At 72.3% G+C, this 20,045-nt stretch carries 13 protein-coding genes; 2 read left to right on the top strand and 11 right to left on the bottom strand.

Features of this window, described 5'->3' with window-relative positions; genetic code table 11:
- Nucleotide 1: 1 nt before the first annotated feature.
- The 6 genes from Q5425_RS15200 to Q5425_RS15175 all read right to left on the bottom strand — a co-directional run bounded on the left by Q5425_RS15200 (nucleotide 2) and on the right by Q5425_RS15175 (nucleotide 6,206).
- On the bottom strand, nucleotides 2-1,018 hold the full coding sequence (locus Q5425_RS15200) for an MCE family protein (protein ID WP_308672848.1): 1,017 nt from the start codon (nucleotides 1,016-1,018) through the stop codon (nucleotides 2-4).
- The gene (locus tag Q5425_RS15195) at nucleotides 1,015-2,211 is read right to left on the bottom strand and encodes an MCE family protein (RefSeq protein WP_308672847.1); all 1,197 of its coding nucleotides are present in this window, start codon (nucleotides 2,209-2,211) and stop codon (nucleotides 1,015-1,017) included. The genes Q5425_RS15200 and Q5425_RS15195 overlap by 4 nt, the downstream gene beginning before the upstream one ends.
- Nucleotides 2,208-3,023 (bottom strand): ABC transporter permease, encoded by an 816-nt coding sequence (locus Q5425_RS15190; RefSeq protein WP_308672846.1) that lies wholly within the window; start codon nucleotides 3,021-3,023, stop codon nucleotides 2,208-2,210. The genes Q5425_RS15195 and Q5425_RS15190 overlap by 4 nt, the downstream gene beginning before the upstream one ends.
- A complete protein-coding gene (locus Q5425_RS15185; protein WP_308672845.1) occupies nucleotides 3,024-3,818 on the bottom strand; it encodes an ABC transporter permease in 795 nt (264 codons plus the stop codon). It abuts the gene before it with no gap.
- Entirely contained in the window at nucleotides 3,815-4,543 is a 729-nt protein-coding gene (locus tag Q5425_RS15180; protein ID WP_308672844.1) for a hypothetical protein, read from the bottom strand. Before Q5425_RS15180 ends, Q5425_RS15185 begins: the two co-directional genes overlap by 4 nt.
- A gap of 100 nt (nucleotides 4,544-4,643) precedes the next feature.
- Entirely contained in the window at nucleotides 4,644-6,206 is a 1,563-nt protein-coding gene (locus tag Q5425_RS15175; RefSeq protein ID WP_308672843.1) for a DUF6801 domain-containing protein, read from the bottom strand.
- Between the two features lie 252 nt (nucleotides 6,207-6,458).
- On the opposite strand from Q5425_RS15175, the gene Q5425_RS15170 reads away from it, so the two are divergent.
- Both Q5425_RS15170 and Q5425_RS15165 read left to right on the top strand, forming a co-directional pair.
- Nucleotides 6,459-7,391, top strand: coding sequence for an ATP-binding cassette domain-containing protein (locus tag Q5425_RS15170; RefSeq protein WP_308672842.1), 933 nt, complete (start codon nucleotides 6,459-6,461; stop codon nucleotides 7,389-7,391).
- Nucleotides 7,388-8,221: an ABC transporter permease gene (locus tag Q5425_RS15165; RefSeq protein WP_308672841.1), complete on the top strand. Its 834-nt coding sequence runs from the start codon at nucleotides 7,388-7,390 to the stop codon at nucleotides 8,219-8,221. The genes Q5425_RS15170 and Q5425_RS15165 overlap by 4 nt, the downstream gene beginning before the upstream one ends.
- On the opposite strand, the gene Q5425_RS15160 is transcribed toward Q5425_RS15165, so the two are convergent.
- From Q5425_RS15160 to Q5425_RS15140, 5 genes are read right to left on the bottom strand one after another with little or no spacing between them, the layout of a single operon-like run.
- Nucleotides 8,218-9,333, bottom strand: a complete 1,116-nt coding sequence (locus Q5425_RS15160; protein WP_308672840.1) for a nucleotide disphospho-sugar-binding domain-containing protein — start codon at nucleotides 9,331-9,333, stop codon at nucleotides 8,218-8,220. The two genes, Q5425_RS15165 and Q5425_RS15160, sit on opposite strands and share 4 nt — an antisense overlap.
- Entirely contained in the window at nucleotides 9,330-10,106 is a 777-nt protein-coding gene (locus tag Q5425_RS15155) for an alpha/beta hydrolase (RefSeq protein WP_308672839.1), read from the bottom strand. The genes Q5425_RS15160 and Q5425_RS15155 overlap by 4 nt, the downstream gene beginning before the upstream one ends.
- Entirely contained in the window at nucleotides 10,094-10,384 is a 291-nt protein-coding gene (locus Q5425_RS15150; protein WP_308672838.1) for a phosphopantetheine-binding protein, read from the bottom strand. Before Q5425_RS15150 ends, Q5425_RS15155 begins: the two co-directional genes overlap by 13 nt.
- Nucleotides 10,381-14,226: a beta-ketoacyl synthase N-terminal-like domain-containing protein gene (locus Q5425_RS15145; protein ID WP_308672837.1), complete on the bottom strand. Its 3,846-nt coding sequence runs from the start codon at nucleotides 14,224-14,226 to the stop codon at nucleotides 10,381-10,383. The genes Q5425_RS15150 and Q5425_RS15145 overlap by 4 nt, the downstream gene beginning before the upstream one ends.
- Nucleotides 14,220-19,940 carry an SDR family NAD(P)-dependent oxidoreductase gene (locus Q5425_RS15140; protein WP_308672836.1) on the bottom strand — a complete coding sequence of 1,907 codons (5,721 nt, stop codon included), beginning with the start codon at nucleotides 19,938-19,940 and terminating at the stop codon, nucleotides 14,220-14,222. The genes Q5425_RS15145 and Q5425_RS15140 overlap by 7 nt, the downstream gene beginning before the upstream one ends.
- Between the last annotated feature and the right edge of the window lie 105 nt (nucleotides 19,941-20,045).

Genomic DNA, 20,045 nt, shown 5'->3' with positions numbered 1-20,045 from the left:
TTCACCGGCACCTCGCAGCCGTCACGGGGATGCCGGGCGGCGGGCCGCCGGGCGCCGGTTTGGCGTCGGTCTCCACCGCGCACAGGTAGAAGTTCGCCCACGAGCCGTAGGAGAACAGCGTGCCGATCCGGTCGAGCTTCTTCGGCAGGTTGTTGATGAACTGCTGGAACACCGGGGTGTTGTCGGCCAGGTTCTTCGACAGGTCGCCGAGGGCGGTGATGCTGTCCTTGAGCGGACGGCGGCCCTGTTCGAGCAGCCCGGCCGTCGCGGTGGTCAGCTCGCCTAGGCCGCCGATGGCCTGGCCGATCGGCTTCGCGTCCGCCGCGAGGCCGGTGACCAGCTGGGCGGTGGTGTCGACGAGCGTGTCGAACTGGTCGCCCTGGGCGTTCAGGGTGTCGAGCACGGTGTTGAGGTTGCCGACCACCTGGCCGATCAGGGCGTCCTTCCCGGCCAGCGTCGAAGTCAGCGACGCCGTGTGCCGCAGCAGGCTGTCGATCGTGCTCCCCTCTCCCTGCAGCACCTGGATGATCTCGAACGACAGCTGGTTGACGTCGTTCGGCGACAAGGCCTGGAAGAGCGGCTTGAAGCCGTTGAACAACGCGGTGAGGTCGAGCGCCGGCTTGGTCCGTTCCAGCGGGATGTCCGCGCCTTCGGCCAGCGTGGGTGCCGTGTCGGAGGCGCCGGGGTCGACCGAGAGGTACCGCTGCCCGACCAGGTTCCGGTAGCGGATGGTGACCGAGGCCGACGCGGTGAGCCGGTGCGTGCGGCCGACGGAAAACCCGACGTCGGCGAGGCGGTGTTCGACCACCCGCACCGAGTCGACCTGGCCGATCCGGACCCCGGCCATCCGGACTTCGTCACCGGGGTTGACCGAGGTCGCGTCGGTGAACCGGGCCGTGTAGCCGATCGTCTCGCCGGTGCCGGAGTTGGCGATCGTGATCGCCAACACGGCCGTCGCGGCCGCGGTGACCAGGAAGAACACCAGCCCCTTGACGGCGGGCCCCACCACGCTCCTCATCGGACGGTCACCTCCGTTCCGCGCAGCGCCGGTCCGACGAGGACACTGCTCCAGTCCGGCACGTCACCCAGCGCCGGTTTCAGGATCTCGGCGACGAGCTGCCGTTCGGCGGGCGAGTTCGCCGGGCCGAGGTCACCGTCGGTCGCCCCCGCAGCCGCCGCACCGCCGCCGTAGCACTTCGGGCCGCCGGTGGCGTCGAACCGCGGGGTGTCCCGGCCGGGGACGTACTTCTCGCGCGGGTCCTGCACGGTGAGCGTCACGTGCAGGCCCGGCTCGTTCGTGCCCTTGCCGAGCGCCTTCTCCATCAGCGGTTTGAGGCGGTTGACCGCGTCGAACAGGCACGGGAACTCCGGCGAGTACCGCGACAGCAGCTCCAGCGTCGGCCGGCCCGCCGCCGAGACGCCGATGATGTTGTCCTTGTTCTTGCGCAGGAACTCGTTCAGGTGCCCGGTGGCACTGGTGACGCTCGCGTAGAGGTTGTCGAGGTCGGCGCGGGTGTCCACCACGGTCTTCGCGGTCGTCGACAGATCGGTGAGCGCCTGCAGGATGTCCGGCGCGGCGCCGGTGTAGACGTCGGCCGCGTCCGCCAGCCCGGTGACGTCGGCCTTGAACTGCGGCATCAGCGGGTTCAGCTGCGCGAGGAGGTCCTTCAGCTGGACGATGCTTTCGCCGAGTGGCTTCCCGCGGTGGTCGAGGGCCTGGGAGATCGCGCCCAGCGAGCTGTTCAGCTTCTGCGGCTGGACCGCGCGCAGCAGCGGCAGCAGGTCGCCGAGGACGCGTTCCAGCTCGATCGCGTTGGTGGAGTGGTCCTGCGCGATCACGTCCCCCCGCTGCAGCGTCCCTTGTGGACTGACCGGGAGCACGAGGTTGACGTACCGCTCACCGAACACCGTCTTCGGCAGCAGCCGCGCGGAGACGTTGCGGGGCAGCCGCCCGATCTTCGCCGGGTCGAGGGCCAGGTCGATCTCGGCGCCCGTGCGCGTGCTGCGCACCGCCCTGACCTCGCCGAACGGGACGCCCTTGACCTTGACCTCGGCGGTCGGCGCGAGCTGGTTGCCGACGCGGTCGGCCCGCAGCGTCACCAGTTCGGAGTCGTCGAAGTCCTTGTCGTAGATGGCCACCGCGAGCCAGCCGAGCAGGATCAGCACGCCGAGGAAGGCGACCCCGGCCAGCTGCGTGCGGAACCGGCTCATCCGGACACCTTGACCGTGGTCGTCGCGCCCCAGATGGCCAGCGACAGGAACAGGTCGAGCACGCTGATCAGCACGATCGACGTCCGCACGGCCCGGCCGACCGCCACGCCGACGCCGGCCGGGCCGCCGGCAGCGCGGTAGCCGTAGAAGCAGTGCGTGAGGATGACGCCGACGCTGAAGACGAGCACCTTGCCGAACGACCACAGCACGTCGCCGGGCGGCAGGAACAGCGTGAAGTAGTGGTCGTAGGTGCCACCGGACTGTCCGAAGAAGACGACCGTGGTGAGCCGGGAGCCGAGGTAGGAGATCAGCAACCCGATGACGTACAGCGGGACGATGGCGATGAACCCGGCGACGATCCGCGTGGTGACCAGGTACGGCATGCTCCGCACGGCCATCACTTCGAGGGCGTCGATCTCTTCGGAGATCCGCATCGCGCCGAGCTGGGCGGTGAACCCGCTGCCCACCGTGGACGAGAGCGCGAGCCCGGCAACCAGCGGCGCGATCTCCCGGGTGTTGAAGTACGCGGTCAGGAAGCCGGTCATCGCCGAGATGTTGATCTGGTTCAGCGCGCTGAAGCCCTGCAGGCCCACGGTGACGCCGGTGAACACGCACAGCCCGACCATCACGCCGATCGTGCCGCCGATCACCGCGAGGGCACCGCTGCCGAACGTCACTTCGGCCAGCAGCCGCACCACCTCGCGGAAGTAGCGGGTCACCGCGAGCGGGACGGCCGCGAGCGCGCGGACGTAGAACAGCAGCTGGTCGCCGAGGTCGAACAGCCGGTCGCCGGGTTTGCCGAGGATGGCCACTCAGGTTCCCTTCGCCGGGACGAGCTGCAGGTACAGCGCGGTGAGCACGGTGTTGACGAAGAACAGCAGCAGGAACGTGATGACGACCGACTGGTTGACGACGTCGCCGACGCCCTTGGGGCCGCCCTTCGGGTTCAAGCCGCGGTAGGCCGCGACGACTCCGGCGAGGTAACCGAAGATGACGGCTTTGATCGAGCTGACGACGAGGTCGGGCAGCTGCGCCAGGGCGTTGAAGCTGGCCAGGTAGGCGCCGGGCGTGCCGCCCTGGACGATGACGTTGAAGAAGTAGCCGCCGAGCACGCCGACCACGCTGACCAAGCCGTTCAGCAGCACGGACACGCCGACGGCGGCCTGCACGCGCGGCACGACCAGCCGGTGGATCGGCGAAACGCCGAGCACCTCCATCGCGGCGATCTCCTCGCGGATGCTGCGCGCGCCGAGGTCGGCGCAGATGGCGCTGCCGCCCGCGCCGGCGATGATCAGCGTCGTCACGATCGGGCTCGCCTGCTGCACGACGGCCAGCACGCTCGCCGCGCCGTTGAACTGCTGGGCACCGATCTGGCTGGTGAGCGACCCGAGCTGCAGCGAGATGACCGCACCGAACGGGATCGAGACGAGGATCGCCGGCATGATGGACACGCTGGCGATGAACCAGAACTGCTGGACGAACTCCCGCACCTGGTACGGACGGCGGAGCATCGCGAGGAGGACGTCGAGGCCCATCGCGCACATCCGGCCGAACTCGCGCAGGCCGTTCGCCGCTTTCCGCGGGGCTTCGCTGAGCAAAGTCGTCATGCTTTGCACCCCGTGCTGAAGCACCGCAAGGTGAGGTTGGCGACGAACGTGTTGCCCGGCCCGGAAACCAGGCCGGTCAGCAACCGGCTCACGTCCTCGTGCCCGACGCACCCGGCGAACGGGGGTGTGCTGAACGTGCTGCTCACCTTCACCGGCGGAGCCGGGAGCGAAATGGGGACCAGCGCCTTGATGGTGACCACCGCGGGCTGGGCGGTCCGGCAGTCCGGCCCGACATCGAGGGTCCTGCCGTCGACTTTGACGTCCGAAAGCTTGATGAACACCTTCGCCGTCACGTCCGTGTCGGCGCAGATGTTCGTCTGCGTGGCCTTGCAGTCCTTGTCTTTTCCGGTGTGCACGGTGGCCGTTCCCGTGGCGTCGCCGTCCGGGATGATCTCGACCCGGCCGGTGGTGGCCATGAAGCGGAAGGCGACGAAGTAGCCGTCGGCAGGCGGGATCTTCAGCTGCCCGGTGATCGGCACGGTGCTGGTCAGGCCGCCGAGGAAGCCGTCGAAGGTGCCCGGCGGGAAGACGATGTCGGACCCGAGCTTGGCCACGTGGCTGGTGATCGGCTGCTGCGCGTCCCCCAGGGTGAACCCGAACGGGATCTGGGTGGCCGCGGCCTGGGGCTGCGCTGTCGTCTCGCTGGGCGCGGCTTCCGCCGCACCCAGCGAGAACGCGGTCAGCACCAGCACGAGCGGGAGCGAGAATCGGGTCAGCACTGACATCCGGATTTCCTCACCTTTCCGAAGCTACTGACGATTCTCGTTGCGGGACAAGGGTTTTCGCATTCTTGTCACGCGCATCTGCGTTTCCCGCCCCCGTGGTTCACTTCTTCGTGAGGGTCACCTCGAGCTTGTTGCCGGGGCCGGAGGTGATGGCGCTGATCAGGCCGGTGAGGAAACCGCAGCCGGTGAACCGCGGGATGGTGTAGGTCGCGGTCAGCTTCCCGCCCTTGAGCGGGTCGAAGCCGGGCGCCGACACGAGCGGGACGTCGGCCGGCTTGGTGGTGTGGCACGACGTCGAGCAGAGGATCGGGAAGCCGAACACCCGGACGCTGGTCAGGTGGATGTCGACCTGGGCGTTCGCCTTGACCACACCGGCGTTGAGCGTGCCGGCGATGGTGCCGACCTGGTCGAGCTTGACCGTCGCCGACGCCGGGAGGAAACCGAAGACGCGGAAGTCCACCTGCGACTTCGGCAGCTTGAGCTGGGCGCCGAACTTGCCGGACGCGGCGTCGAGCTTCGCGTCCAGGCTGCCCGGGCCGAGGGGCAGCGTGGCGTGCAGCTGCTTGAGGACCGACTTGCCCCGCACGCCGTACTTGACCTCGACACCGTTCGGCGGGGTCGTCGTTGTGGTGGTCGGGGTCGTCGGCTCGGTCGTCGGGGTCGTGGGCTCGGTCGTCGGAGTCGTCGGCTCCGTCGTCGGGGTGGTCGGTTCCGTCGTGGGAGTCGTCGGCTCCGTCGTCGGGGTCGTCGGCTCCGTGGTCGGCGTCGTCGGCTCAGTGGTGGGGGTCGTGGGCTCCGTCGTCGGAGTTGTCGGCTCGGTCGTCGGGGTCGTGGGTTCCGTCGTGGGAGTCGTCGGCTCCGTCGTCGGAGTGGTCGGCTCGGTCGTCGGAGTCGTGGGCTCCGTCGTCGGGGTCGTCGGCTCCGTGGTGGGAGTCGTCGGCTCCGTCGTCGGAGTGGTCGGCTCGGTCGTCGGGGTCGTCGGCTCCGTGGTCGGCGTGGTCGGGGTGGTCGGGGTGGTGGGCGTCGTCGGGGTGGTGGTGCCGCCCGCCGGCTTGACTTCGAACGTGCCGAGCTGCTGGTTCTGGCCAGGGACGGCGATGCAGTCCGACGTGAACGTGCCGAGGTCGGTCGGCTGGCCGTCCGCGGTGCGCGGGGTCATCGTGGTGCTGAAGTTGCCGACCGTCACCGACGCGGTGCCCGGGCTGGGGAACGTGACCGCCGGCGCCTTGCCGCTGCTCTTGACGTGGAACGCGCCCGAAGGCGGCACCGGCGTCGACGCGATGGTCAGCGGCAGGTTCAGGTTCAGCGTCTTGGCGACCGGGTACTTGAGCACGGCCGCGGCCTTCGCCGAACCGTCCAGCGAGGTGGCGCCGACCAGGGCGAGGCCCTCGGTGGCGGTCTCCGGCACGGTGACGTCGACGTCGAAGGTGATCGGCGTCGACGCGGCGCCCGCGACGGCGTTGTCGGGCAGGTTGGTGTCGATCTTCACCGACAGCACCTGGTCGCCGATCAGCGGGAACGGGCAGTTGTAGTCGAGCGTCAGGCTCACCGGCGCGGCCTGGGTCGGGCCCGCCCCGACGAGCGCGACGGTCGCCGCGACAGCCGCGGCGGTCACGGCGGCCATGCCGTAGGCGGGCTTTCTCGACTTCCACGAAAACTTCACGTGTCGTCACCTCGGGAAATGGGGGAATTTCGGCAAAGCTACCTCCGCGTTTCCGGCCGAACAAGCGGCTACCGATTCTTTGTCACGCGCAGAGGATCGACCCGAGCCGGAAGGGTCACGCAGGTCAGGCCTTGTCACGCACGTGCGACCCGATTCCGCGAAAACTGTCACCCGCACGGCGAATGGCGGCGATCTTCTTGCCCGGCCCGCCCCGATCCCGATACCTTTTCCCGGGCCAGGAAAGGAGCGGCCATGTCCCAGCCGGTCATCGCCGTGACGGACCTCGCGAAACAGTACGGCGAAGTCACCGCGCTCGCCGGGATCAGCCTCACCGCCGCCCGCGGCGCGGTGCTGGCGGTCCTCGGCCACAACGGCGCCGGGAAGACGACGCTGATCGACATCCTCAGCACGCGGGTCCGGCCGAGCGCGGGCACCGCCCGGGTCTGCGGGTACGACGTCGTGCAGCGCGGCCGCGCGGTCCGGCGGCGGATCGGGGTCACCGGGCAGTTCGCCGCGGTCGACGACGCTCTGTCCGGCCGCGGGAACCTCGTGCTGATCGCCCGGTTGCTGGGCGCGAAACCACGGCAAGCGCTCGCGCGCGCCACCGAACTGATCGCGGCCTTCGGGCTGGAGGACGCGGCCGACCGCCCGGCCGGGACGTACTCCGGCGGGATGCGGCGACGGCTGGACCTGGCCGCGGGCCTCGTCGGCGCCCCGCAGGTGCTCTTCCTCGACGAGCCGACCACCGGCCTCGACCCGGTGAGCCGGTCCGGGCTGTGGACGATCGTCGAGGGGCTCGCGGCGCGCGGCACCACCGTCGTGCTCACCACCCAGTACCTGGAGGAGGCGGACCGGCTGGCCGACCACGTCGTCGTCCTCGGCTTCGGGCACATCACCGTGTCGGGAACGCCGGCGCAGCTGAAGGCCCGGCTCGGCACCCGCACCGCGACCTGCACGTTCGGCACCGAGCTGGCGCTGCGGCGCGCGGTGGACGCCTTGTCGCGCCTCGGCATCACGGCCGGTCGCGCCGGGCTGGTGCTGACCGTGCCGTTGTCCGGCCCGGGCGACATCCCGGTGGTGGTGCGCGCGCTCGACGCGGCGGGCGCACCGCTGCGGGACCTGACGGTGACCGAGCCGACGCTCGACGACGTCTACCTTTCGCTGCACCGGACGGCGGCGTCATGACGCAGTCCCGGCACCGGGCGGCCGTCGCCGCGCTCGGGGACCCCGCGGTCTGGCCGGAAGCCGGGTTCTGGACGCAGGTCCGCGTGCTGACGGCGCGTTCGCTGCGCACGGGCTTCGGCGACCGCCGCCTGGTCTTCTTCGGGCTGCTGCAGCCGGTGGTGCTGCTGTTGCTGTTCAGCCAGGTCTTCAGCGGCGTCGGCGCGCTGCCGGGTGTCGCGGCGTACCAGGGTTACGTGAACTTCCTGGTGCCGGCCACGCTGGTCAACATCGCCATGACGACGGCGATGAGCTCGGGAGCGGGCCTGCTGGCGGAGATCTACGGCGGCTTCACCGGACGGCTGCGGTGCCTGCCGATCTCGCTGTTTTCGGTCCTGGTGGCCCGCACCCTGGCCGACTCGGCGCGGCTGGGGGTCCAGCTGGTGGTGACGGCACTGGCGAGCGTGGTCTTCCTGGGTTTCCGCCCCGCGGGCGGAGTGGCGGGCTTGGGCTTGGCGCTGGTGTTGACGCTGGTGGTCGGGTGGTGCCTGAGCTGGGTGTTCGTCGCGATCACGACGTGGCTGCGCAAGGCGGAGACGCTGCAGGCGGCGTCGTTCGTGGTGATGTTCCCGCTGATGTTCTCCTCGAGCGCGTACATGCCCCTGGACACGATGCCGGCGTGGGTCCGCGCGGTCTCGGCGGTCAACCCGCTGACGTACGCGATCGACGCGACCCGCGCGCTGGCCTTGGCCCGCCCGCTCGGCTGGTCCCTGCCGGTGGCGCTGCTGATCGCCGCGGTGGCCGCGGTGACGGGCTCGTTCTTCGCGGCCCGCACCTTCCGCTCCCCCGGCTAGCCGAGCGATTCCAGGTGGGTCGCCGCCTCTTCCGCACCGCCGGCCGCCTCGAAGGACGCCCGGATCCGCGCCGCCCCGGCGGAATAGTCCGAAGTGGACAAGACCGTCGTGACGGCGTCGCGGATGTCCGCCGCCTTCGCGCGGTCGAACCGCAGCCGCACGCCCGCCGAGGCCGTGACCACCTGCTGGGCCAGCATCGACTGGTCGTCGCGGATCGGGGCCACCACCAGCGGCACCCCGGCCGACAGCGCTTCGCACACCGTGTTGTGGCCGCCGTGGCAGACCACCGCCGACGCGTGCGCGAACACCGCCGGCTGCGGGATCCACCGGGCCAGCCCGGCGCTTTCGCTGATCAAGTGACCGGTGGGGTCCACGACCAGGCCTTGGACGGACGGCATTCCGGCGAAGGCGTCCACGCTCTCGGCGAGGAACCGCGCGCCGGCGGCGGCGTTCGACGTGCCCAGCGTCACCACGACCAGCGGCCGATCGTCCGCCGGAGACCACTCACCCGGAACCGCGGGCAGGGCCGGGCCGACGTAGGACACCGGGACGGCCAGGCCGGACTCCCCGGCCAGCGCCCGGGTCGTGAACGCCAGCACCAGGTGCGGGGAGAACCGCAGGTCACCGAGCAGCACGCCGTGGCGCGCGCGCAGCCCGGCCTGCAGGTCCGAAACCCAGGACGCGATCTTCGGCAACGATCCCAGCGGATCGGCCAGCTCGGTCGACGTCGACGCCGAGGTCGCCCACGGCAGCCCGCACCGCGAAGCCACCAGCGCGCCGGCCATCGCCTGCTGGTCCACGACGACCACGTCCGGCTCGAACGAAGAGACGGCCGACTGCACCCCGGGCACCATCGCGTCGGCCAGCGGCACCAGGTACGACTCCCACAGGTACTTCAACGCGGCGAACCCGCGCAGTCCCGGCGGCCGCAGCGCCACCGCGAACGGCCGGGAATCACCCGCCGGGAACACCCGGCCGGCGACCAATGTGGACAGTTCCGGGTCGGGGCCGCACCAGGCCACGGCGTGCCCCCGCGCGGCCAGCACCGAAGCCACCCCGCGCAGCGGCGCCACGTGTCCCGCCAGCGGCGGGACGACCAGCAGGAATCTCACGCCGCGTGCCGTCCGATCCACTTGAGCACCAGCTCGCGCACCTCCCGGTGCTGCTCCACCAGCACCGAATGCCCCTGCCCCTCGAACACGTGCAGCTCGCCGTTCGGAAGCAGCGACGTCAGCGCTTCGAGGTCGTCGGACTGGTAGCCGTGACTGCCCAGGATGGACAGCACCGGGCAGCCGATCGCCGCGACCTGGTCCCAGGTGAGCAACGGCCCCAGCGGGACCTCCTCGGCCATCATCGTCGACGTGATGCGCTCGGCCGCCATCCGCGCGAGCCGCCGGTGGTGTGCGCTGAAATTGGCCTCGATCCAGTCGAAGCTCTCCTCCACCTGCAGGAACCGCACGGTGTGGGCCAGGATCGCGCTCATCTTCTCCGCCCACACCTCGGTCGCGGGCTCGGACTCGATGCACACGATGCTGCGCACGCGATCCGGATTGGCCACGGCGTAGCTGTAGGCCAGCGTGCCACCGAAGCTGTTGCCCACCAGATGCACCGGCCGGTCGACGCCGAGCTGCCGCAGCAGGTCGTCGAGGTCGGCGACGAAGTCCCCAAGGGTGTACCCGCGCTCCGGCCGCTCGGTCTTGCCGTGCCCGCGCAGGTCGTAGCTGATCACATCGATGCCGGCGGCCGCGACCGGCGGGGCGAGGGTCAGGTAGAAGCTCGCCAGGCTGTCGGTGCCCATGCCGTGCAGGAACACCACGGTCTCGGTGCCGCCGGCGGGCACGAGCTGCACGTTGGTGCGCAGCCCGTTGACGGTCATCGTGGGCACGTGCGCTCCCCCACGAACCGGGCGATGTCGCCGACGGTCAGCCCGATGACGTCGTCGAGGTCCTTCTCCGCCAGGTATTCCGCGAGGTTGACGCCGGCCCCGAAGTGCTCGGCGAGGATGCTCGCGAAGGTCACCAGGTCGATGCTCTCCAGCTGCAGGTCCTCGTGGAACGTCGTGTCCGGGGTGATCTCGACACCGAGCACCTCGGCGTCGCCGACGAGTTCGGCGAGCAGTTCGGCGACGACGTCGAACGTGGCGGACGCGTGGTCGATGGTCATCGTGTGCTCCTGAGTTGTGCGGTGGCGGTGTCGCCTGCTAGCTCGACCGAGACGGCGAAGCGCGGCAAGTCCCGGTGTCTCCCGGACACCGTGCCGTCGTCGTGGACGCGGATTTCCGCCGGGTAGAGGGGTTCGCCGAGCCGCGCGCGGACGGCGTCCTTCACGGCCATCCGTTTCAGCAGCCAGCCGCGTTGCTGCCGCGGTGGCGCCGCGGCGAACTCCGCGCGTTCTTCGGCGCTGAGGTAGATGCCGGCGTAGATGTCCCGCGCGGCGACCGTCGGCCAGCGGTCGGTGACGACGACCGAGCCGTCGTCCCGGAGTTCCCCCAGCAGGTGCTCCGCCGGGAACGCGTACACGCGGTGGGCCGCGCGGTCGCAGGGGAACCGGACGTCCCGCCAGCCTTCGATGCTCGCCAAAACATCACCGTCGCCGACCAGCTCGGCGTCCATCTCGAGGACGTCCGGCCGCGGCAGCCGGACCCGCACGAGGCACTCGAGCCGCGTCCCGGGTGCCGGTTCGGGGCCGTGCCAGGTCAGCCGGCCGATCGAGCGCGGGAACGCGAGCAGGTCGTCGGTCCGGGTGGCCATCAGCCAGCAGCCGAGCAGCTGGCCGACGTTGTCGAGCAGCCCGCCCGGCGCGGACGGGACGACCAGCTCGCCGCGGATGTGCTGCTCGCCGAGGCCGGTCAGCCGGGCCAAGCCCTGGTAGGCGGGGCCGTGGAACATTTCCCGCCGGGCGTAGATCTCGGCCGCGCTCAGCGGGGGTGCCGTCTCCGGCCCGGGCACTCCAGTGCGCGACGGCGGTGGCGCGAAGGCGCCCAATTCGACGTTCAGCAGCGCGTACGGGCCGATCTCGACGGTGACGAAGTCGCCCTCACGGCTCATCACCAGCGGGACGCGCTGCGCCGGGGATGCAATCAGCCACCGCGAGAACACCGCGTCCCGCACCGCGACCGCCGTTGTACCCGGCCAGGCGCGTTCGGCGGCCCGGCAGGCGAGGTCGACCAGGGTCGTCGCGGGTACCACCGGCCGGAAGTCGGACTCGTCGGGCCAGCCGGCCCGCTGGCGGAAGAACCGGTGGTCACGCAGGTACGGCATCGCCGCGACCGAGATGTCTACTGTGGACTCGATGCGCCGCCGCGCGGCCGCCGCGACGACGTCCGCCGCGGTCCGGCGGGTTTCGGTGAGCAAGGCGGTGAACTCGGCGACGATCGCGTCCGGCACCCCGGCGGGCAGGCCGAACTCGTCGGGCGAGCTCCGGTCGTCAAGCAGGCCCCGGGCCGATTCGCCCAGCGACAGCAGGGAGTTCCCGGTGGCGAGCCGGATCCGCCGCGGCTCCAGGGCCGCGAAGTCCGGGTCACCGCCCTCGGTCCACAGCGCGGTGGCCAGTCGCCGCAGCTGCTCGAGCCCGGGGCGGGTGCCGGACGCGGCCGCGAGGACCAGGTGCCGCCGCTCGCCGAGGGTGTCGGTGACGAAGGAGCCGAGCTGACCCGCGCCGACCTGCACGAACACCCGGAACCCGGCGTCGTGCAGCGCCTCGGTCAGCTGCCGGAACCGGACCGGGCGCAGCAGGTGGTCCAGGTAGAGCCGCCGGACGTCGGCCGCGGCCGCCGGGTAGGGCCGCGCGGTCGTCGCCGACCACACCGGCAGCGCCGGTTCGCGCAGGTCCAGGTCCGCGACGAGCCGGGCGAACGGCGCGAGGTGCGGTTCCATCAGCGGCGTGTGGAAGCCGGACCGGAACGGCAGCGTCCTGGCCACGATCCCGAGGCCGCGGCAGGTCACCGCGAAGTCCGCGACGGCGTCCGGCGGGCCGCACACGATCGTCTGCTTGGCGGCGTTCTCGTGGGAGACGACGAGGTCGCCGGGCAGCAGCCCGGCCACGCGCGCCGCCGGGCAGCCCAGCACGAGGTAGTCCGCCTCGGGCAGCTCGAAGCCGTCCGGCCAGTACTTCGCCAGGGCGTCCGGCTCCGCCCGGTACATCCCCGCGGCCTGCATCGCGGTCCACTCCCCGGCGCTGTGCCCCGCGAGCGCGTCCGGCCGGATCTCCAGCCGCCGCAGGACCCGGCCGAGCAGCAGCCCGGTCGCCGACACGCTCGCCGCCCGGTCGAGCACGCTCGACGTCGACCACTGTGGACGGTCGAGGCCGAAGTGCTTCGCCACGTCGTCGAGGCGCGGTTCGGCGTCGGCTTCCAGCCCGGGGTGGACGAACACCGTCTTCCCGCCCGGCAGGAGGGGGTCGACGCTGCACCAGACGTCACCGGCGCCGTGCCACGACCGGCCCCCGGTCGCCACCTTGGCGATCACCCGGCGGGCGGTGGCCAGCTTGCGCTCGTCCGGGCCGACGATCCCGAGCCGGCACGGGCCGTCGCCCGGACCGGGCCGGTCGAGCTGTTCCAGGAGTTCCTCCGGCGTGCGCGCGGCCACGCGCAGCACGCGTTCCGGCTCGTCGACACGCACGCGCCGCTTCGGCGCCGGGTCACCGGCTTCGAGCACGACGTGGGCGTTCACCCCGCCGAAGCCGAACGCGTTGACCGCGGCCACCCGCGGCAGCGCGCCCCACGGCTCGGCCTCGGTCAGCACCCGGAAGCGGGTCTTGTCGAGCAGCGGGTTCGGGTCGGTGCAGTGCAGCGTCGGCGGCAGGACGCCGTGGTGCAGGGCGAGGGCCACCTTGACCAGCCCGGCGACCCCGGCCGTCGGCAGGGTGTGCCCGATCATCGACTTGACCGAGCCGATCACCGCGCGCGGCCCGTCCGCCGGGCCGAAGACGTCGGCGACGGTGGTCAGCTCGGCGGCGTCCCCGGCGGGCGTCGCCGTGCCGTGTGCCTCCAGCAGGCCGATTTCCGCGGGGTCGCGACCCGCCCAGGCCCGGCGCAGGGCGAGGGTCTGCCCGGCGACGGACGGGCTGAGCAGGCTCGCGCCCCGCCCGTCGCTCGACGTGCCGCTGCCGCGGATCACGGCGTACACGCGGTCGCCGTCGCGGCGGGCGTCGGCCAGCCGCTTGAGCACGACGATCGCGGTGCCCTCGCCGATCAGCATGCCGTCGGCGGCGCGGGACAGCGGGCTGATCCGCTGGCTCGGCGACAGCGCGCCGAGCTGCGTGAACAACGACCAGAGCGTGTCGTCCTGCGTCTGGTGCGCGCCACCCGCGAGCACGACGTCGCAGCGGCCGCGGGTCAGCTCGCCGATCGCCTGGTCGACGGCGACCAGCGAGGACGCGCAGGCGGCGTCCACCGTGTACGCCGGGCCGCCGAGGTCGAGCCGGTTCGCCACGCGGGCGGCGGCGAGGCTGGGCACCAGCCCGGCGGCGGTCTCGGGCCGGAATTCGCCGAGGGGCTCCAGCAACGCCGTCCGCAGCCGCTCGAGGACCTCCGGCCCGGCCGACGGCATCAGCTCGCCGACCGTGCGGGTGACCTGCCGGACGGTGCGGACCCGCTGCTCGAAGCCCTGCAGCCCGGGCGAGAGGTACCCGCCGCGGCCGAGCACGACGCCGATCCGCTCGGGGTCGCCGAGCCGGCCGAGGCCACCGGCGTCGTCGACGGCGGTCACGGCGACCGCCAGCGCCGTCAGCTGGTCCGGCTCGGTGCCCTCGAGCGACGTCGGCGGGACGCCGTGGGCGACCGGGTCGAAGTCCAGGGTGTCCGCGGTGAAGCCGCCGCGGCGGCCGTGGGTGCGGTCCGGTGCGGCGCCGTCGCGGCCGTGGAAGCCCGGGTCGTACCGGTGCGGCGGCACCTCGGTGACGGCGTCGGTGCCGTCCACCAGGTTCCGCCAGTACCGGTCCACTGTGGACGCACCGGGCAGGAACACGCCCATGCCGACGATCGCCACCGGCTCCTGGCTCACCACAGCGACGCCGTGTACAGCACCGAGCGGTCCGAGCCGTAAGCGAGTTCGCGCAGCAGGGCCGCGGTGGCCTCGGCCGGGTCGAGCAGGGCGACGTCGCGGCGCTCGTACTCACGCGCCAGTTCCGGCGACACCATGCCACCGTGGTCCCCGGCCGGTGCCCACGGTCCCCAGTGGACGGTCACGGCCCGGCCCGGCCAGTTCGTCCCGATCGTCTCGAGCGCGTCGTTGGCCGCGGCGTAGTCGGTCTGGCCGCGGTTGCCGAGCACCGCGGCGATGCTGCCGAAGAACGCGACGAACCGCGGCTCGACGTCCTGCAGCGCGGCGAGCAGCGCTCTCGCACCATCCACTTTGGTCTCGAAGACCGTCCGGAACGACTGCTCGTCCTTGTCCGCCATCAGCTTGTCGTCGAGGACACCGGCGGCGAAGACGACGCCGTCGAGCCGGCCGTGGAAACCCTTGACCAGCTGGTGCACCGCGTCCGCGTCGCGGACGTCGAGCACGTGGTAGGCCGGGTCACCGCCGGCGGCCCGGATCTCCTCGAGGGTCCGGCCGATCTCACGCTGGGCCAGCACGGTCCGCACGCGGCGTTCGATGCCGGCCACCGTGCCACCGCGGCCGGCGAGCACCGCCCGCATCGCGGCGGGATCGGCGGGCAGGTCGTCCGGTTCGCCCGGCCACGGTGTGCGCCCGGCCAGCTCGATCCGGGCGCCGGAGGCGGCGAACGCGACGGCCGCGCGGGCGGTGATCCCGCGGGCCCCGCCGAGCAGCAGCACCACCGAATCCGCGCCGAGGCCGAGCGCGGCGAGCTCCCCACCGCCCGGGCCGGCGCCGGCGTAGGCGATCGACGGCAGGTCGGCGGGCCGCGGCTCGATCGTGAAGCGGCCGCCTTCGTCGTGCCCGACGACGGACGGCCCGTCACTGAGGGCTTCGTCGACCAGCACCTTGGCAACGTCTTGCGTGGCCTCGACGAGCCGCGTCACGCCGTCGCGTTCGAGCGCGGCCGCCCGGACCAGGCCACGCAGCCCGGGTGTGCCCGGCGGAGCCGACACCAGTACGGTGCCGCGCAGCGTCTTGAGCAGCGTGAAGACCTCGACGACGTCCGCGGCGGGCACAACGGTGATGTCCGCGCCGGCTTCGACGATCTCGGCACCGGCACTGCTGAAGGCCGCTCGGAGCGTGTGGTCGTCGGTCAGGATCGCCACGGACTTCCCGCGCAGCCGCGCGGGATCGGGGTCGAGCGGGACGGGGACGCGGTCGAGCCGGTACCGGCGCGGGGCGGCGGCCGGGGGTGCCGGCGACAGCCAGCCTTCGAGGTGCGCGGCGAGGGCGTTCGCCGTGCGGTCGCGGCTGAGCTGATCGGTGCGGTCGTCGGCGGGCAGGCCGAGGCGGGACAGCAGGGTGCCCGCGATTTCGGTCCGCTTGATGGAGTCGATCGAGAGGTCGGCTTCGAGGTCGAGGTCGACGGCGATCATTTCGGCCGGGTAGCCGGTGCGTTCGCTGATGACGTCGATCACCGTGCTCATGACGTCGGCTTCCGGTTCCTGGTGCGGCACCTCCGGCTGTTCCTCGGTGAGGACCGGTTCGTCGACGACCACCGGCAGCGGGGCGGGCGCGCTGCCCAGGTAACCGAGCATGACCTCCCGCTGCGCCGCGACGAGTTCGCGGGTGGTGCGCAGGAAGTCCACGATCGCCTGGTCGCGGCCGGGCGCGGGCTGGGACATGGCGGTACTCCGGATTCGTCGGGCCGGGGGCAGGGCGGGACCGCCGGAGCCGGGCGCGCGGGCGGACCGCCCGTCGACGGCCCAGGCGGTGGGGGACGGTTCGGGAGGTTTCGGCCGGACGAGCCGCTCGGTACGGACGTCGACACCGGCTTCGGCGAGTTTCTGCAGCGCGGTCAGGAAGGCGGCGAGATCGGGCCCGCAGGCGACGACGGTGTGCGGCCGGTCCCCGAGGATGTCGGCGACCAGCCGGGACAGGACCCGCCCGGGTCCGGCCTCGACGAAGATGCGCGCCCCGGCCGCGTACATGGCCTCGATCTGGTCGAGGAACCGCACGGGAGCACCGATCTGCGCGGCCAGTTCGCCGCGGACATCGCCGTCGTACGGCTTCGCGGTCCGGTTCGCCCACACGGGTACCTGCGGGTCCTGGATGGACTCGTTGGTGAGTGCCTCCGCAAAGACGTCCCCGGCGGCGGCGACCAGCGGGCTGTGGAAGGCACAGGCGACGGGGATCCGCTGCGCGCCGATGCCGGTCTCCTTGAGCCGCCGGACGGCGCGTTCGACGGCGGGAACGGGTCCGGAGAGGACGACCTGTTCGGGAGCGTTGTGGTTGGCCACGACGACATCGGGGCCGATGAGGGTGGAGGTGAGCAGGTCCCGCTTCGCTTTGACGGCGGCCATTGTCCCGGGCCGGGCGACCTGGGCGATGGCTTGCGCACGGGCCCGGCTGAGGCGGAGGAGGGTGTCGGTGTCGAAGGCCCCGGCGACGGAGAGGGCGACGAGTTCGCCGTAACTGTGGCCGGCCAGGAAGTCGGGGCGCACGTTGACCTGGCCGAGAAGCCGGGCAACGGCGATTTCGACGAGCCCGAGCGCGGGCTGGGCGACGAGGGTATCGGTGAGGGCGCTTTCCTGGGCATCGACGACCTCGGCGGAGAAGCCGCGCGGCGGAAAGACCTTGGCGGCGACGTCGGGGGCGAGACGGAGGAGGTCGGCGAGCTCGGGGAAGTGGACGAAGAGCTCGGCGAGCATGCCGGTGCGCTGGCTCCCCTGACCGGGGAAGAGGAAGGCGACCTTGCCGGGAGTCGCATCGCTACGCCGGATCTTGCCCAGAACCTCCTCCGCTTCCGGGGCCCAGTCGCGCAAGCCGTGGCGGCGGTCGGGGGCCACCGGGCCGGCTCCCAGTACCGCGTGGAAGTTCGTCCCGCCGAAGCCGAATGCGCTCACCCCCGCCAGCCGGGCCGGGTCGGCCCACGGCCGGGCCGTCGTCGTGAACGTGAAGGGGCTGGCCGCCGCGTTCCACTCGGCGTTCGGGGTGGTCAGCTGCAGCGTCGGCGGGACCACCTCGTGCCACAGCGCCAGCGCCGCCTTGATCAGCCCCGCCAAGCCCGCCGCGCACTTCGTGTGGCCGATCTGGCTCTTCACCGAACCCAGCGCGCACGATCCCGGCCCGGCGCCCGCCTCGGTGAAGAAGCCCGTCAGCGTCCGCAGTTCCGTTGCGTCGCCGAGCACCGTTCCGGTTCCGTGCGCCTCGACCAGTCCCACGTCCACCGGGGACACCCCCGCGTCCCGGTAGGCCCGCTCCAGCGCACGGCGCTGCCCCTCCGGGCGGGGCGCGGTCAGGCCGAGCGCCTTGCCGTCGCTGGCCGCGCCGACTCCCTTGACCACCGCGTAGATCCGGTCGCCGTCGCGTTCGGCGTCGGCCAGGCGCTTGAGCACCAGGCACGCGACGCCCTCGCCGAGCGCGATGCCGTCCGCCGCCGCGTCGAACGGGCGGCAACGGCCCGTCGGCGACAGCGCCCCCGCCGACGTGAACATCAGGTAGTCGTGGATGCCGTTGTGCAGGTCGACCGCGCCGCACAGGACCAGCGAGCTCGTCCCGGCCCGCAGCTCCTTCGCGGCGAGGTCGAGCGCCGCCAGCGACGAGCCGCACGCGGCGTCCACCGTGTAGTTCGCGCCACCGAGGTCGAGCCGGTTGGCGATCCGCCCGGAGATGACGTTGGCGAGGGTGCCCGGGAAGGTGTCCTCGGTCGGTTCGGGCAGCTGGGCGAGCAGCTCGGGCGGCACTTCGTCGAAGTAGCCGTCCAGCAGGGAACGCACCGTGCCCGCGTTCGCCAGGTCGCCGCCCGCCTCCGCGCCGAACACGACGCTCGTGTGCTCGCGGTCGAAGTCCCGGTTCGCGTACCCGGCGTCGGCCAGCGCGCGGCGCGCGGTCTCCAGCGACACCAGCTGCGCCGGGTCGATGCTGCCCATCGCGGACGGCGGGATGCCGAATTCCAGCGGATCGACGTCCAGCGCCGGCAGGAACCCGCCCCACTTCGACGCCGACTGTCCGAAGTAGACGTCCGGGTCCCAGCGGTCGCGGGGGACTTCGGTGACGGCGTCGGCCCCGCGGAGGACGTTCGACCAGAAGGCGTCGAGGTCGCGCGCCCCCGGGAACGTGCAGGCCATGCCGATGATCGCGACGTCGCCCGAGTCCGTGGCCGGTGCCGGTTCTTCTTCGCGGGCGAAGGTCGTCCCGGCGGTGACCTCGCGGTGCAGCTCGGCGATCGTCGTCCGGCGGTCCCGCAGGACGGCGACCTGGCCCGCCATGAACATCCCCTCGGCCAGCTGGGTGGCCGCGTCGAGCGCCCCGCCGTCGCGGCGGACGCCCTTGCTCGCGACGCGCAGCCGTCCGGTGTTCAGCTCTTCCAGCCGCTGCCACGACTCGGGCGTCTCGGCCAGACCGGCTTTGACCTGCTCGAACTCCGCCGTGTACGGGCTGGGCAGGCACCTCGTGCGGTGCCCCGGCGCGGTCTCCAGGGTCACCGTGGCGTCCGCGGCGAGCGCGCGTTCCTGGAACAGCCCGGTGATCGCGCCGTGCGCCACGGCCTCTTCGGTGAAGAGGTACGCGGTGCCCATCAGGACGCCGGCGGCGTCGAGCGGCTCCGCCATCGCGGCGACCATGGCGGCCGAGCGGGCGTCGTGGATCCCGCCCGCGAAGAGCACCTCGACGTCCTTCGCGGCGCCGAGGACGGTCAGTTGTTCCTCCCACAGCTCGAAACTCGGCCGTGGTCCGACGTGCCCGCCGCACTCGGCGCCCTCGAAGACGAACCGGCGGACCCCGGCGTCGAGGTACTGGCGGAGCAGGACCGGCGAAGGGACGTGCAGGAACGTCGCGATCCCTTCGGCCTCCAACGCCTTGGCCTGCCCCGGTTTTCCGCCCGCGACCAGCACGCACCGCGGCCGCGCTCGGCGGATCGCGGCGAGCTGGGCGACGCGCAGGTCGTCGGGCACAAAACCGAGGATGCCCGCGCCCCACGGCCGGTCGCCGAGGCGCTCGGCGGTCCGGGCGAGCAGCTCGGCGGTGCGCGCGCCGTTCGCCGTGGCCACCGCGACGAACGGGAACCCGCCCGCGTCGGCGACCGCGGCCGCGAAGCCCGGCTGGTCGCTCACCCGCGTCATCGGGCCCTGGACGACCGGCAGGGCGCTGCCGAGCGTCTCGCACAGGCGCGAGCCCAGCCCGGCCGCGGGCACCTTCGCGCCGATGATCCGCCGCACGTCCACTGTGGACTCGACGACGACTCCCGCCGCCCCTCCGGCCAGCGCACCGACCGCCGTCCGCGGCCCGGCGACCGTGCCCCACACCGGAACGTCGAAGCTGTTCAGCAGCTGTTGCAGCAGCACGAAATCACTCAGCTCGCCACCGCGGGCGACGAGTCCCACCGCGCCGCCGCGGACGGCGTCGGCGGCGGTGGCGGCGTCCGCGACTTCGGCGAGCGCCCCGGTCCAGGGCGCTTTCGTGCGGACAGCGAAGGCCGCACCCGCGGGCAGCGGGCCGTCGGTGCGCACCGCGTACGGCACGCGGACCCGGGCCGCGACCAGCCGCAGGTCGCCCGGATCGGCGCCGTCGAGCACGCCGAGGCCGCCGGCGCGGGCGACCGCGGCGACCACGTCCGGATCGCCGATACCCAGGCACCGCAGCCGTCGAACGTGCGACGGCGGGACGAGCTCGGCCATCGGCGGACCTCCTGTACGCGGGGTGTTGCGATCTTCAGGAATAACGCACACAGCACGGTTAACGCAATACTCGTGCTAAAGTGCAAAACCGTGGAACAAGGCACG

This window comes from Amycolatopsis sp. A133 (genome assembly GCF_031082405.1).
Classification (GTDB): Bacteria; Actinomycetota; Actinomycetes; order Mycobacteriales; family Pseudonocardiaceae; genus Amycolatopsis.
Note: the sequence above shows the minus strand (reverse complement) of the source record. Positions and strands in the feature narration are given on the sequence as shown.